12 protein-coding genes are annotated in these 14,529 nt (G+C 45.2%); 9 read left to right on the top strand and 3 right to left on the bottom strand.

Going from position 1 to position 14,529, the window contains the following annotated elements:
• Positions 1-28: 28 nt before the first annotated feature.
• Positions 29-640, bottom strand: a complete 612-nt coding sequence (locus NL645_RS12630) for a peroxiredoxin C (protein ID WP_005381738.1) — start codon at positions 638-640, stop codon at positions 29-31.
• A gap of 199 nt (positions 641-839) precedes the next feature.
• Between NL645_RS12630 and NL645_RS12625 the strand changes: the two genes are divergently transcribed.
• The 3 genes from NL645_RS12625 to aceA all read left to right on the top strand — a co-directional run bounded on the left by NL645_RS12625 (position 840) and on the right by aceA (position 5,414).
• The gene (locus NL645_RS12625; protein WP_005383681.1) at positions 840-1,745 is read left to right on the top strand and encodes a hydrogen peroxide-inducible genes activator; all 906 of its coding nucleotides are present in this window, start codon (positions 840-842) and stop codon (positions 1,743-1,745) included.
• 606 nt (positions 1,746-2,351) lie between these two features.
• Complete coding sequence (gene aceB, locus NL645_RS12620) at positions 2,352-3,980, top strand: malate synthase A (protein ID WP_253651790.1); 1,629 nt, start codon at positions 2,352-2,354, stop codon at positions 3,978-3,980.
• A 120-nt stretch (positions 3,981-4,100) separates the two neighbouring features.
• Entirely contained in the window at positions 4,101-5,414 is a 1,314-nt protein-coding gene (gene aceA / locus NL645_RS12615) for an isocitrate lyase (protein WP_005381733.1), read from the top strand.
• A 124-nt stretch (positions 5,415-5,538) separates the two neighbouring features.
• Here aceA and NL645_RS12610 read toward each other — a convergent pair whose 3' ends face one another.
• On the bottom strand, positions 5,539-5,988 hold the full coding sequence (locus tag NL645_RS12610; protein ID WP_005391583.1) for a CBS domain-containing protein: 450 nt from the start codon (positions 5,986-5,988) through the stop codon (positions 5,539-5,541).
• Between the two features lie 323 nt (positions 5,989-6,311).
• On the opposite strand from NL645_RS12610, the gene NL645_RS12605 reads away from it, so the two are divergent.
• The 6 genes from NL645_RS12605 to secF all read left to right on the top strand — a co-directional run bounded on the left by NL645_RS12605 (position 6,312) and on the right by secF (position 13,436).
• Positions 6,312-7,478, top strand: coding sequence for a trypsin-like serine protease (locus NL645_RS12605; RefSeq protein WP_046874342.1), 1,167 nt, complete (start codon positions 6,312-6,314; stop codon positions 7,476-7,478).
• A 270-nt stretch (positions 7,479-7,748) separates the two neighbouring features.
• Positions 7,749-8,801 carry a tRNA preQ1(34) S-adenosylmethionine ribosyltransferase-isomerase QueA gene (gene queA, locus NL645_RS12600; protein ID WP_046874341.1) on the top strand — a complete coding sequence of 351 codons (1,053 nt, stop codon included), beginning with the start codon at positions 7,749-7,751 and terminating at the stop codon, positions 8,799-8,801.
• 150 nt (positions 8,802-8,951) lie between these two features.
• Positions 8,952-10,100, top strand: coding sequence for a tRNA guanosine(34) transglycosylase Tgt (gene tgt / locus NL645_RS12595; RefSeq protein WP_005391577.1), 1,149 nt, complete (start codon positions 8,952-8,954; stop codon positions 10,098-10,100).
• Positions 10,101-10,266: 166 nt separating this feature from the next.
• Positions 10,267-10,596: a preprotein translocase subunit YajC gene (yajC, locus tag NL645_RS12590; RefSeq protein WP_005381725.1), complete on the top strand. Its 330-nt coding sequence runs from the start codon at positions 10,267-10,269 to the stop codon at positions 10,594-10,596.
• Positions 10,597-10,617: 21 nt separating this feature from the next.
• Positions 10,618-12,474: a protein translocase subunit SecD gene (gene secD / locus NL645_RS12585; protein ID WP_006741889.1), complete on the top strand. Its 1,857-nt coding sequence runs from the start codon at positions 10,618-10,620 to the stop codon at positions 12,472-12,474.
• 14 nt (positions 12,475-12,488) lie between these two features.
• Positions 12,489-13,436 carry a protein translocase subunit SecF gene (secF, locus tag NL645_RS12580; RefSeq protein WP_005391572.1) on the top strand — a complete coding sequence of 316 codons (948 nt, stop codon included), beginning with the start codon at positions 12,489-12,491 and terminating at the stop codon, positions 13,434-13,436.
• A gap of 209 nt (positions 13,437-13,645) precedes the next feature.
• Here the strand turns inward: secF and suhB are convergent, their stop codons facing one another.
• Complete coding sequence (gene suhB / locus NL645_RS12575; RefSeq protein ID WP_012842115.1) at positions 13,646-14,449, bottom strand: inositol-1-monophosphatase; 804 nt, start codon at positions 14,447-14,449, stop codon at positions 13,646-13,648.
• Positions 14,450-14,529: the final 80 nt, after the last annotated feature.

The following is a 14,529-nucleotide window of genomic DNA, read 5'->3' as shown; positions in this document are numbered from 1 at the left end:
ACACCCGTTGAGCTAGGGTGAAGGTCTATTATTTTTTGCCTAGGTCAGCTGCGTGCTCAGATAGGAACGCTGCAACACCTTTTGGAGATGCGTCCATACCTGCTTTACCTTCTTCCCATTGTGCAGGACATACTTCGCCGTGCTTCTGGTGGAAGTTAAGAGCGTCAACCATGCGTAGCATTTCGTCGATGTTACGGCCTAGTGGTAGGTCGTTAACTACTTGGTGACGTACAACGCCTTCTTCGTCGATTAGGAAAGAACCACGGAAAGCAACGCCTGCTTCTGGGTGCTCAACGTCGTAAGCTTTACAGATTTCGTGCTTAACGTCAGCAACTAGTGGGTACTTAACTTGACCGATACCGCCATCTTCGATAGCAGTGTTACGCCATGCGTTGTGAGAGAACTGAGAATCGATAGAAACACCGATTACTTCAACACCTTTAGCTTGGAAATCAGCTAGACGGTTGTCGAATGCGATTAGCTCAGATGGGCAAACGAAAGTGAAATCTAGTGGGTAGAAGAATACTACTGCTTTCTTACCTTTAGTGAACTCTGCAAAGTTGAAGTTTTCAACGATTTCACCGTTACCTAGAACAGCTGCTGCAGTAAAATCAGGGGCTTGACGACCTACTAGTACCATTTTTTTGCTCCTAAAAAGTATGGTTAGTTCCAAACCGAATTCAGTTGTGTCGGTTTGGTCCGTGTTTGTACGAGACAAACTATAGTACAGATTGTAGTATTGAAAAAAGCGAAATAAATAGATTGAGTTAATCGAAAAAAACGATAATAGCAAAACTCTTAACTCGATCACTGGAACGGCGGTAGATACAAATACAATTATGAATAAATGGCCCAGTTTGAAGCAGTTGCACTACTTAGTCACACTGCATGAAACAAGACATTTTAGTGACGCTGCAGAGCGTTGTTTTGTCAGTCAGTCGACTTTAAGTAAAGGTATTCAAAACTTAGAGGAATTGATTGGTTGTCCATTATATGAAAAGAAAGACAAGAAAAGTCCACTGGTTTTTACCCAAACAGGAGAAATGGTAGTAAAGCAGGGGCGAGAGCTGTTAGCAAAAGGGCAAGATTTGGTCGAGCTTGGACGTATGTGCCAAGGCGACGATATGCAAGGCCAGCTAAAAGTGGGATGCATACCAACAATTGCTCCGTTTTTACTGTGTGATTTGGTGCAAGAGGTTAACTATCGTTTCCCACAACTGAATCTTTTATTAAGAGAAGACACGACAACAAACTTACTTCAAGCGCTTAGACACGGTGAGTTGGATGTACTCATTTTAGCGTTGCCAGTTGAAATTGACGGTATGGAAAGTCGAGTGGTGGGTAAGGATCCGTTTCGAATGGTTATTAGTGCGAATCAAGCCCAATCGGTGCCTGTGCCGATTCGTTACGCAGATTTACCTGACGAATCCGTCTTTTTATTAGAGAAAGAGCATTGCTTAACGGAACACGCGGTATCTGCGTGTAAATTAACAGATAAAGAAAAAATTAATCCGTTTACAGCAACCAGTCTTCATACTTTGGTGCAAATGGTTGCGAATGGTTTGGGAACAACGTTCATTCCTCAAATGGCTATCGACCACGGCCTGCTGCATAACCAGAATTTAGTCGTGATCGATCCCCCAGGAAAGCAAGCCTATCGCGAAATTGGCTTAGTTTGGCGTCCGAGTTCATCAAGAACGAAAACATTTAATCAGCTTGCAGAAGTCGTTTCCGAGCTGCTTTAGCTATTAGTATTAGCCTCTACATCTCCATTATTTATCTAAAAGCGCACTGAAAACAGTGCGCTTTCTAGTATTTTATTCTGTTGGTGAACTTTGACTTGTAAAATTTTACAGCTCTTCTTTGATGAAGCTTTCATAAAATAGTGAAATTTCACAATGTTAATTTTACACAAAACCTTGTATGTCTTGTTTGACCCTTGTTTGAATCCACCTTGCCAGCCCTTGTGAATACAAGGCGTTTGTTTGCCAGTCTATATTCATACACTCGTTTGAAATGATAAATCGACCTTAAAGTTAATGTAATTTAATTACGTAATAACTTACAAAAATAGGTGTTCGATAGGCGGTTTTTACCCTGCCGAATAAAACTTCGAATTTTCTGTTTTGTTTATCTTGGGGGTTTCGTTAAACCCTTTGTTGAGATAGCTTATTTAAAGGCCGATAAGACTTATGTCTAGATTGAAAATACACATAACATTACGCAATCTATCGACATGGCTAGACGAGTTGAACACAAAGTTAAAGGATGTAATTTGTTGTTCATAACTTACAAATGTAGCTTTACGCTGACTGCCCAAGATGGATAAAGCACGTTAAGGATGAATGATTATGCTTGCTCAGACAGAACAAAAAACACAACAACTAAAGCAAACCCAAGGCATGCTTGAGGTGAATGGAGTCGTTGCTCCAGAACATCAAGCAATTTTCCCTGTTGAAGCCCAAACCTTTTTATCTCTACTGTGTGAAAAATTTGCCGGACGTGTTGAACAGTTGCTGGAAGCACGAGAAGAGAAGCAAGCACGTATTGATGCTGGTGAGCTACCAGATTTTCTACCAGAGACACAAGACATCCGTGAAGGAAGTTGGAAGATCCTAGGAATCCCACAAGATCTGCAAGATCGCCGAGTGGAGATTACCGGACCAACTGATCGCAAGATGGTGATTAACGCACTGAATGCGAATGTAAAAGTGTTTATGGCAGACTTCGAAGATTCAATGTCTCCAGCATGGAGTAAAGTGCTGGATGGGCAAGTGAATTTACGCGATGCCGTGAATGGCACCATCAGTTACACCAACCCTGGCAATGGCAAGCATTATCAGCTGGAAGATGACCCAGCGGTGTTGATCTGCCGTGTTCGCGGCCTTCATTTAAAAGAAAAACACGTTACGTGGCACGGTCAGATCATTCCAGGTGCGCTATTCGATTTCGCTCTGTACTTCTATAACAACTACAAAGCGTTACTTCAAAAAGGCAGCGGCCCTTATTTCTACATTCCAAAACTGCAATCGCATCACGAAGCGAAGTGGTGGAGCGAAGTGTTCCATTTCACGGAAGACTATTTCGGTCTTGATACAGGCACCATCAAAGCGACTGTGCTGATTGAAACTTTACCAGCCGTATTCGAAATGGATGAGATTCTGTTCTCACTTAAAGAACACATCGTTGGTTTGAACTGTGGTCGCTGGGATTACATCTTTAGCTACATCAAAACCTTGAGGAAGCACCCTGAACGCGTACTGCCAGATCGCCAAGTGGTCACTATGGACAAGCCATTCTTGAACGCTTACTCGCGATTATTGGTGCGTACTTGTCATAAACGAGGTGCTTTCGCGATGGGCGGCATGGCTGCCTTTATCCCAGCGAAAGACCCGCAAGAGAATCAAAAAGTATTAGACAAGATCCAGACTGACAAATCGCTAGAAGCCAACAATGGTCACGACGGTACTTGGGTAGCTCATCCAGGTTTGGCGGACACCGCGATGGAAGTTTTTAGTGCTGTACTGGGCGAGCGCACCAACCAATTGGATGTGAGTCGTTCAGAGGATGCACCTATTACAGCGGCTGAACTACTCGAGCCTTGTGAAGGCGAGCGTACAGAAGCCGGAATGCGCCACAATATTCGTGTTGCGCTGCAATACATCGAAGCTTGGATTTCTGGTAATGGTTGTGTACCGATTTATGGCTTGATGGAAGATGCGGCGACAGCTGAAATCTCTCGCGCTTCTATCTGGCAATGGATTCAACACGGCAAGTCGCTAGATAACGGATTGAAGGTCACTAAGGATCTGTTCGAGCTCTATCTAAAAGAAGAGATTGAAGTAGTGAAACAAGAAATTGGCGATCAGCGTTACCAAGCGGGTCGATTTGAAGAAGCGGCAGGCTTGATGGCAAGGCTCACTACGAGCGATGAACTGACCAACTTTTTGACAGTTCCTGGTTATGACTACCTAGATTAATAAAGAATAACTGTAACACCAATAACGTGAAGGATTTTCAAGGCAGATAGGGAAGTACTGCCTGAGAACGGAAACTCAACGCACACGCATAAAGTGCAAATTATAAAGAGGGATAGACCAATGACTAACTTAACTCGCCGCCAACAAATTGAAGCTCTGGAAAAAGACTGGGCAACTAACCCACGCTGGAAAAATGTAAAACGTACATATACTGCCGAGGAAGTGGTGGAACTGCGTGGTTCTATGGTACCAGCCAACACAATTGCACAACGTGGTGCAGACAAGCTTTGGTCACTGGTCAACGGTAGTGCGAAAAAAGGTTACGTAAACTGTCTTGGTGCGTTAACTGGCGGCCAAGCTGTTCAACAAGCTAAAGCTGGTATTGAAGCGATTTACCTATCTGGTTGGCAGGTAGCAGCGGACAACAACACCGCTTCGACGATGTATCCAGACCAATCTCTTTACCCAGTAGATTCTGTACCGTCGGTAGTAAAACGCATCAACAATTCATTCCGTCGTGCAGACCAAATTCAGTGGGCTGCTGGTAAGACGCCTGAAGATGAAGGTGGTATTGATTACTTCCTACCAATCGTAGCGGATGCTGAAGCAGGCTTTGGTGGTGTGCTTAACGCTTACGAACTCATGAAGTCGATGATCGAAGCAGGCGCAGCGGGCGTTCACTTTGAAGACCAGCTAGCATCGGTGAAAAAGTGTGGCCACATGGGCGGCAAGGTATTAGTTCCAACGCAAGAAGCGGTGCAAAAACTGGTTGCTGCTCGTTTAGCTGCTGATGTAGCGGGTACAACAACCTTGGTTATTGCTCGTACTGATGCGAATGCGGCAGACCTCATTACTTCAGATTGCGACCCATACGATAAAGACTTTATTGAAGGAGAGCGTACTCAAGAAGGTTTCTACCGCGTTCGTGCTGGTATTGACCAAGCCATCTCTCGTGGCCTAGCTTACGCACCGTATGCAGATTTGATCTGGTGTGAAACAGCGACGCCATGTTTGGAAGAGGCACGTAAGTTTGCAGAAGCGATTCACGCTGAATACCCAGATCAACTGTTGGCATACAACTGTTCGCCGTCCTTCAACTGGGAGAAGAACCTAGATGCAGAAACTATTGCTAAGTTCCAACAAGAGCTGGCAGACATGGGCTACAAGTATCAATTCATCACGCTAGCAGGTATTCACAACATGTGGTTCAACATGTTCGAACTGGCGCACGCTTATGCTCAAGGTGAAGGTATGCGTCATTATGTTGAGAAAGTTCAGCGTCCTGAATTCCAGGCGGCAGAAAAAGGCTATACATTTGTTGCACACCAACAAGAAGTAGGTACAGGTTACTTCGATAGAATGACCAATACTATCCAAGGTGGTAACTCTTCAGTGACCGCATTGACCGGTTCGACCGAAGAAGACCAATTCTAATTGGCAGAGAAACACTTCCTTAATCAGCGTCAGTAATGGCATTTTGAGCGGCAACCCTGCCGCTCTTTTTTCGTTTAAAACGTTTAAGAAACGAAATTTACACCCAAGATAACGCGTTTGCGTATTATTCTTCTGGCTCTATTTCTTCGGGTTCCACTTCTTCTTGCAGTTCCAATAAGTTAATCGCAATGGTCACAAAGTCACTGTCAGTAATGATGCCTACCAATCGACCCTTGGTGACAACAGGTAAACAGCCAACTTTGTGCTTTTGCATGTAGATAGCGCTCTCTTTAAGCCCCGCGATGGGTTCGGCCGTCATGATGTTAGTGTGCATCATTTCGTAGAGCGGTGTATCTAGAGTAAAAGATTGTTCAGCCTCATCTGGGTGCAAGCTCGATTCTTGAGCAGCAAGAATGTCGCGTTGAGTCACCAAGCCTTGTAAGTGGTTATTGGCATCAACAACCGGAATATGTCGAATATCAAGCGCATCCATCATGCTTTTTGCATCACGCAAGGTGTGCGTGCGCAGTAAGGTATGAGGATTACGAGTCATCATGTCTTCAACCTTGATCATAGAGACCTCCAGCGGCATTGTCCTTCTCTTAAATATAGAGAATATTTTTCTGTATATCTGGGAGCTAACTCGTTTTTCATCAATTAAATAGCACAATACACTTGCGCTTCTTTTTGTCTGCGTAATCTGTGTCTTATCGACGTTTTTATTAATTTGAATAAGTCGGTTTGCGTGCGAGTCAGTTGGCATTTTTGATTGATATTGAATGTGTACCCAAGGTAATCCAATGAATTGAATCGCACATTTTTATTCGTTGGATTTTCCAAGATTCGTCTCTCGAAGAAGATACGCTCAGGCTTACCAAATTGAAGACAGCAACCTAAATGAAAAGAACAACGTGTAACAAACTCATTGCGCTGGCAGTGGCGGCATTCAGTGTGCAATCAGCACAGGCGATTGTGTTAGGAGATGAACTAACCGACTCTGTTGACCGCGTTACTTTACGAGCAAGTAATATGGCAGAGTTCCCACTGTGTGGCGGCACCATGCTGACGGAGCAGTGGGTGTTGACTGCGGCACACTGCGTGGTAATGGGGCAGGGAACGAACGAAGCCAGCTACTATGTGACCCCGCCGGGCGAGTTGTCGGTGAATGCGAATGTGCATGAACTTAATTCAGCAGGGCTTGATAACTTCTATCCGGTGTCTCACGTTGTGGTTCACCCTGATTACACGCGGATTTCAAAAGCTGAGACCGACAGTAATGGTAACGTGAAACCTATCCAAACCGGTTTAGACTCAGACATCGCGTTGCTGTATCTCACGCGCCCAGTGGCAAATGCGAGCTTTGCTGATTTAGCAAACAAAGCCGATATGGAGAGTATCGAAGCGCGTTTGGCAGCGGATTGGAACGATAATTACCTGACCAATCAACGTGTCGAAAATGTGCAAGTGTTTGGGTGGGGGACCACTCAGCCGGATGCTTCTGAACCTTCCAATACGCTCAAAACCACCATTAGTACATTTTTACCCATCGACAAATGTTATGAGCGTTTAGAAATTGGCAGCAGTTTTCCGGGGATCATCGACTCAAGAGAAAACCAAACCAAAATTTGTACGCTACCAACGAAAAACCGAGTATTAGAGCCGGATAGCCACACCCAATATGGTAACTCTGCATGTAAAGGTGACAGTGGGGGGCCGCTGGTCGATGTGGCTACGGGAAAACAGATTGGTATTGTTAGCGGTGGACCTCTCATTCTTCCGACTTGTGGCTCTTTGACGATTCCAAGTTTCTACACCAAGGTGAGCCAATATTACGACTGGGTACAGTCTTACATTACTGCCGATGCGCCACCAAGTAGCTACATCATTGCACCGAACTTTATTAAAGAGGCTAATAACGAAGTCGGCGGAGATAAAGAGTGTCACGACGGTATTGCAACCAATAACTGTGATTTCAAAGGGTCAGATGATGATGGTGGCAGTTTGGGTCTGTGGCTATTGGGTCTATTCGTACCCTTGGCGTGGTGGCGAAGGCGTGAGGTTTGATAGGGCGATTTGAATACCAAACGAGTAAGCAGCGTTATGCGCTGCTTTGCTTTTTAATGTTCCATTTCTGTCGGCTTAAACTGAAAAACAATGCCAAGTGATCGCGGTTTTTCACGTTTTATTACACTCTTCATCATGGCTTTTACAGTGATATTCTGGGGATTTGCTTGCTATTGCAGCATGTAAACATATACTAGTCTGCTGCGAAAAACTCGTCGCAATTTTATCGTCGTCCTAGACGTGATTTGACCAATATATAAGACAAGTAACATGCAAGTATCAGATTTCCATTTCGACCTTCCAGATGAACTTATCGCTCGTTACCCTCAGCCAGAGCGTACCGCTAGCCGACTATTACAAATGGACGGCAATACCGGAGAGCTAATTGATGGCACATTTACTGATGTATTGGGCCAAGTTCAACCCGGTGATCTCGTGGTGTTTAATAATACTCGTGTTATACCTGCTCGTCTTTTTGGTCGTAAAGAGTCGGGTGGTAAGCTAGAGGTGCTGGTGGAGCGCATGCTTGACGAGAAAAGCATCCTCGCGCACGTTCGCTGCTCTAAATCTCCAAAACCAGGTACAACCATCATTGTTGGCGAGAATGATGAATACTCAGCAGAAATGGTGGCGCGTCATGACGCTCTATTTGAACTGAAATTTAACGCTGATAAGACGGTATTAGAAATTTTGGAAGAAATCGGCCACATGCCACTTCCTCCTTACATTGACCGCCCAGATGAAGATGCAGATAAAGAGCGTTACCAAACCGTATATAACCAGAAGCCAGGCGCAGTAGCGGCGCCGACAGCGGGTCTTCATTTTGATGATGTTCTACTAGAGAAAATCAAAGCGAAAGGCGCAGAGTTTGCTTACGTCACTTTGCACGTTGGGGCAGGTACATTCCAGCCAGTAAAAGTAGAAAACATCAACGATCACCATATGCACGCTGAGTACGTAGAAGTACCGCAAGAAGTCGTCGAAGCAATTAAAGCGACGAAAGCGCGAGGTGGACGAATTATTGCTGTTGGTACAACATCGGTGCGCTCACTTGAAAGCGCTGCGCAAGACGCATTGAAAAAAGGGACTGAGTTGGTCCCATTCTTTGGTGATACAGAAATCTTTATTTTCCCTGGCTACGAATATCAGCTTGTGGATTGCTTGATTACCAATTTCCACCTGCCAGAATCCACACTGATCATGTTGGTGAGTGCATTTGCAGGTTATGAGAACACCATGAATGCTTACAAGCATGCGGTAGAAAACAAATATCGCTTTTTCTCATATGGTGATTCAATGTTCATCAAGAAGAAAACGATTTAGTAAAAAATAAGATTTACGAGTGCTAGCAGTAAGCTAGGAAATAGAGCAGAACCTCTGCTTTATCTCTCGCAAGGAAAAGCGACCGCTCCTTAAAGTAGGGTAGAGCCCTAAACACTCAGTCAGACTGTTTCTCTGACACCCGGAGGCATCGTGAAATTAAAATTCGATCTTAAGAAGAAAAACGGCAATGCGCGTCGTGGTCAACTGACTTTCGAACGTGGCACTGTTCAAACCCCAGCGTTTATGCCAGTTGGTACTTACGGTACGGTTAAAGGCATGACGCCAGAAGAAGTGAAAGGTACGGGCGCAGAAATCCTACTAGGTAACACCTTCCACCTTTGGCTGCGTCCAGGTCAAGAAGTCATGAAAATGCACGGCGACTTGCATGATTTTATGAACTGGCACGGTCCTATTCTTACTGATTCAGGCGGCTTCCAAGTATTCAGCCTTGGCAAGATGCGTACTATTACCGAAGAGGGTGTGCACTTCCGTAACCCAGTTAATGGTGACAAGATTTTCATGGACGCAGAAAAGTCGATGGAAATTCAAAAAGACCTAGGTTCTGACATCGTCATGATTTTTGACGAGTGTACGCCATACCCAGCGACACACGATGAAGCGAAGAAATCGATGGAAATGTCACTACGTTGGGCACAGCGCTCACGTGATCACTTCGAGAAGCTAGAAAACCCGAACAACCTGTTTGGTATTGTTCAAGGTGGTGTTTACGAAGATCTACGTGATGTGTCGGTAAAAGGTCTAACGGAAATCGGTTTTGACGGTTACGCGGTTGGTGGCCTGGCAGTAGGCGAGCCTAAAGAAGATATGCACCGTATTCTTGAGCACACTTGTCCGCAGCTTCCAGAAGACAAACCTCGCTACCTAATGGGCGTGGGTAAACCAGAAGACTTGGTTGAAGGTGTTCGCCGCGGTATCGACATGTTTGACTGTGTAATGCCAACGCGTAACGCGCGTAATGGTCACCTGTTTGTGACTGGTGGTGTGATCAAGATCCGTAATGCGAAACATAAAACGGATACAACCCCGCTGGATCCGCACTGTGACTGTTACACTTGTCAAAACTACAGTAAATCGTACCTTCATCACTTAGAGCGTTGTAATGAAATTCTAGGTGCTCGTCTGAATACGATCCACAACCTACGCTACTACCAGCGTCTGATGGAAAGTATTCGTAAAGCGATTGATGAAGATCGTTTCGATGAGTTTGTTACTGAGTTCTATGAGCGTCGTGGCCGTGAAGTGCCACCACTAGCAAAAGAACAGTCATTGACGGACTAAAAAGAATTAAAGCCTTTGGCATGTCGCCAGAGGCTTTTGCTAATAAAGTAGGCTAACGCACGTTATTTTTGAGAGAGTGATCGCTATTAGTTACTCTCAGACTTGAATCTAAAATGCGAAAGCCCAACTTGTTGGATTATCAATAAAATATAATGAGGATGTTTTAATGTTTATTTCTCAGGCTCACGCAGCAGCAGAAGGCGCGCCAGCAGGCGGTGGTTTTGAAATGCTAATCATGCTTGGCATGTTCGCAGTGATCTTTTACTTCATGATTTACCGCCCACAAGCGAAACGTGTAAAAGAGCACAAGAACCTAATGGCTTCTATGGGCAAAGGCGACGAAGTTCTAACTAGCGGTGGCCTAGTGGGTAAAATCACTAAGATTGCTGAAGACAATGACTACATTTCAATCGAGCTTAACGCGAACAATGAAGTGGTAATCAAGAAAGACTTCATCACTGCAGTGTTGCCAAAAGGTACGCTTAAGTCTCTATAAAACAGCTAAAGGATCCTCGCTGTGCTAAACCGTTATCCATTATGGAAGTACTTGATGGTATTTTTTGCCATCATCACCGCTGCGTTATACGCACTTCCAAATATCTACGGTGAAGATCCGGCTATTCAAGTTACAGGGGCGCGTGGCGCCTCTGTAGATATGTCAACGCTGGATGCTGTCACTACTGCTCTTGATAAAGAGCAACTCTCTCATAAATCCATTGCTCTCGAGAATGGATCAATTCTTGTTCGTTTTAACGACACTGACACGCAAATCAGTGCTCGTGATGTCATCAGCGAAGCGCTTGGCAAAGACACAATTGTTGCACTTAACCTTGCTCCTTCTACACCCGATTGGCTAGAAGCGATTGGCGCGTCACCATTGAAGCTGGGTCTTGACCTTCGTGGTGGTGTCCACTTCTTAATGGAAGTAGACATGGACGCTGCGATGGAAAAGCTCGTTGGTCAGCAAGAAGAAGCTTTCCGTAGCGAACTTCGTGAGGCAAAAATTCGTTATCGTGCTATCCGCCCTTCTGGCAAAGAAGCGGTAGAGGTTCTGCTACGTAACGAAGAGCAATTAGCAGAAGCGAAAGCAATGCTAGAAAAGAATCACCCGGACATGCTCTTTGTCGAATCTGATTCAAATGGCCGTTACGCTCTTACTGCGACCTTTACCGAGCAACGTTTACAAGAGATCCGTAACTACGCTGTTGAGCAAAACATTACGATTTTACGTAACCGTGTAAACGAGCTAGGTGTTGCAGAGCCTCTCGTTCAACGTCAAGGTGCAAGTCGAATTGTTGTTGAGCTTCCTGGTGTTCAAGATACTGCTCGTGCAAAAGAGATTCTAGGTGCGACTGCAACGCTAGAATTCCGTGAAGTTGACGATAAAGCTGACCTATCAGCGGCGGCAAATGGTCGTGCGCCAGCAGGCAGTGAAATCAAAATGGACCGAGACGGTCGTCCGGTTGTGCTTAAGAAGCGTGTTATTCTTGGTGGTCAAAGCATTACGGATGCAAGCTCAAGTGTCGATGAATACGGTCGTCCACAAGTTAACATCTCGCTAGACAGCGAAGGTGGTAACAAGATGTCAGCGTTCTCTAAGAAGAACATCGGTAAGCTAATGGCTACCGTGTTTGCTGAGTACAAAGACAGTGGTCGTCGTACGCCAGAAGGCAAAGTCATCCTGGATAAGCATGAAGAAGTCATCAACCAAGCGACGATTCAATCGGCTCTTGGACGTAACTTCCGTATCACGGGTATAGACTCCGCAGCTGAAGCGCACAACCTTGCACTTCTATTACGTGCTGGTGCACTGATCGCACCTATCTCTATCGTTGAAGAGCGTACTATTGGTCCATCAATGGGCCAGCAAAACATCGATATGGGTATCCAAGCGTGTATCTGGGGCATGGTTGCCGTAATGCTGTTTACGCTGCTTTACTACCGTGGCTTTGGCTTGATTGCCAACATCGCTCTAATGGCTAACTTAGTGTTGATCATTGGTGTGATGTCGATGATTCCAGGCGCTACCATGACGCTTCCGGGGATCGCCGGTATCGTGTTAACGGTCGGTATGGCGGTTGATGCGAACGTACTGATCTTCGAGCGTATCCGTGAAGAGCTTCGTGATGGGCGTAGTCCACAACAAGCTATTCACCAAGGTTACGCGAATGCATTCAGTACGATTGCCGATGCGAACATCACGACACTGATTACTGCAATTATCCTATTTGCAGTCGGTACTGGTGCAGTGAAAGGTTTCGCGGTTACTCTATCTATCGGTATCTTAACTTCAATGTTCACCGCCATTATTGGTACACGTTGTATCGTGAACCTGATTTACGGTGGCAAACGCGTTGATAAATTGTCGATCTAAGGCTGGGAATTAATATGTTTCAAATTCTAAAAGCAGAGAAGACGATCGGCTTTATGCGTTGGTCGAAAGTAGCATTCGTTTTTTCAATCTTTATGATTGCTGCTTCTATCTTCACTTTGTCAACTAAGTGGCTAAATTGGGGCCTAGACTTCACTGGCGGTACGCTAATTGAAGTTGGCTTTGAAAAACCTGCGAACCTTGAAAAAATCCGAACCGCTTTAGATGCGAAAGGTTTTGGTGATGCGACAGTACAAAACTTCGGTAGTGCTCGTGAAGTAATGGTTCGTCTTCGTCCACGTGACGACGTTTCTGGTGAAACGCTGGGCAACCAAATCATTGGTGCTATCAAAGATGGTACTGGCGAAAGCGTAGAAATGCGTCGTATTGAATTCGTAGGTCCTAACGTTGGTGATGAGCTAACAGAAGCTGGCGGTCTAGCGATCCTCGTGTCGCTGATCTGTATCCTGCTTTATGTCTCGATGCGATTTGAATGGCGTCTAGCGGCTGGTGCGGTTATGGCATTGGCTCACGATATCATTATCACGTTAGGTGTTTTCTCATTCCTACAAATAGAAGTTGACCTAACCATCGTCGCAGCACTATTAACGGTAGTCGGTTACTCGCTCAACGATACCATCGTTGTGTTTGACCGTATCCGTGAAAACTTCCGCAAGATGCGTAAAGGTGAGCCAGCCGATATCATGGACGCTTCAATCACCCAAACGTTGAGCCGTACGTTGATTACCTCGGGTACAACATTGTTCGTGGTAATTGCACTGTTCATGCAGGGTGGTGCGATGATTCACGGCTTCGCAACCGCACTTCTACTTGGTATCACTGTAGGTACTTACTCTTCTATCTACGTAGCATCAGCACTAGCGCTAAAACTGGGCATCCAGAAAGAGCACTTGATGCCACCTCAAGTAGAAAAAGAAGGCGCAGAGTTCGACGAAATGCCATAAGGCAGGTTGAGAATCGAAAACAAAAACCGCTGAGCAATCAGCGGTTTTTTTGTATCTGAATCGAGCCGTATGCTTGCAGAACCTCACGGTATGGAGAGCCTTACATTACAGCTAAGTAGATACGGTTCAGTAGATACAAAAAAGCCCCGCTCATTGAGTGGGGCTTTCTAAAGTCATCAGCGTGACGGGCTAAATATGACTTTCAAATCTTACTTAAGGATCGCGCTGTTACCGTTTTCGCGGATGTGCTTAAGGATAGATTTTACGCCACGAGCGCTTGAAGCAACAATGTTACCAGACTTCATGTACTCAGTGCCGCCAGCAAAGTCAGTTAGGATTGCGCCAGCTTCACGAGCAATAAGCTCACCTGCTGCCATATCCCAAGGTTTTAGACCTAGCTCGAAGTAACCATCAACACGGCCAGCAGCCACGTAACATAGGTCAAGAGCAGCAGAGCCGCTACGACGGAAATCAGCACATTCAGTGAATAGCGCACCAACGATCTTGATGTAAGACTCAGCGTGTTGTTTCTGTTTGAATGGGAAACCAGTAGCTAGAACAGTACCTTGAAGGTCTTTTAGTTGAGCAACACGGATACGCGCACTGTTTAGTTGAGCGCCTGCACCACGTTGTGCAGTGAATAGCTCGTTTTGCATTGGATCGTAAACACAAGCAACTTCAGTTTTGCCTTTGATACGAACAGCGATAGAAACCGCGAAGTGTGGGTAACCTTTTACAAAGTTAGTGGTGCCATCCAGTGGGTCGATGATCCATTGTACGTCTTTATCTTTACCTTCGATAAGACCTTGTTCTTCAGCAACGATACAGTGCTCAGGGTAAGACTGCTTGATAGTATCGATGATGATGTATTCTGCTTCTTTATCTACATTAGTGACAAAGTCATTAGTGCCTTTAAGAGTAGATTCTACTTTATCAGTGTTTTCTAATGATTTAGCAATATGATTGCCTGCCTTTCGCGCAGCGCGAATAGCAATGTTTAGCATTGGATGCATACGAATTTCCCAACGGATGTTAAAGAACAAATGAAAGCGGCGGCGAGTATACCAGAGATCAGTAAAAAGGGAAGTGGTTA

Origin of the sequence: Vibrio sp. Y51_MX_L26 (assembly GCF_024181935.1) — a bacterium.
Lineage (GTDB): Bacteria > Pseudomonadota > Gammaproteobacteria > Enterobacterales > Vibrionaceae > Vibrio > Vibrio diabolicus.
Note: the sequence above shows the minus strand (reverse complement) of the source record. Positions and strands in the feature narration are given on the sequence as shown.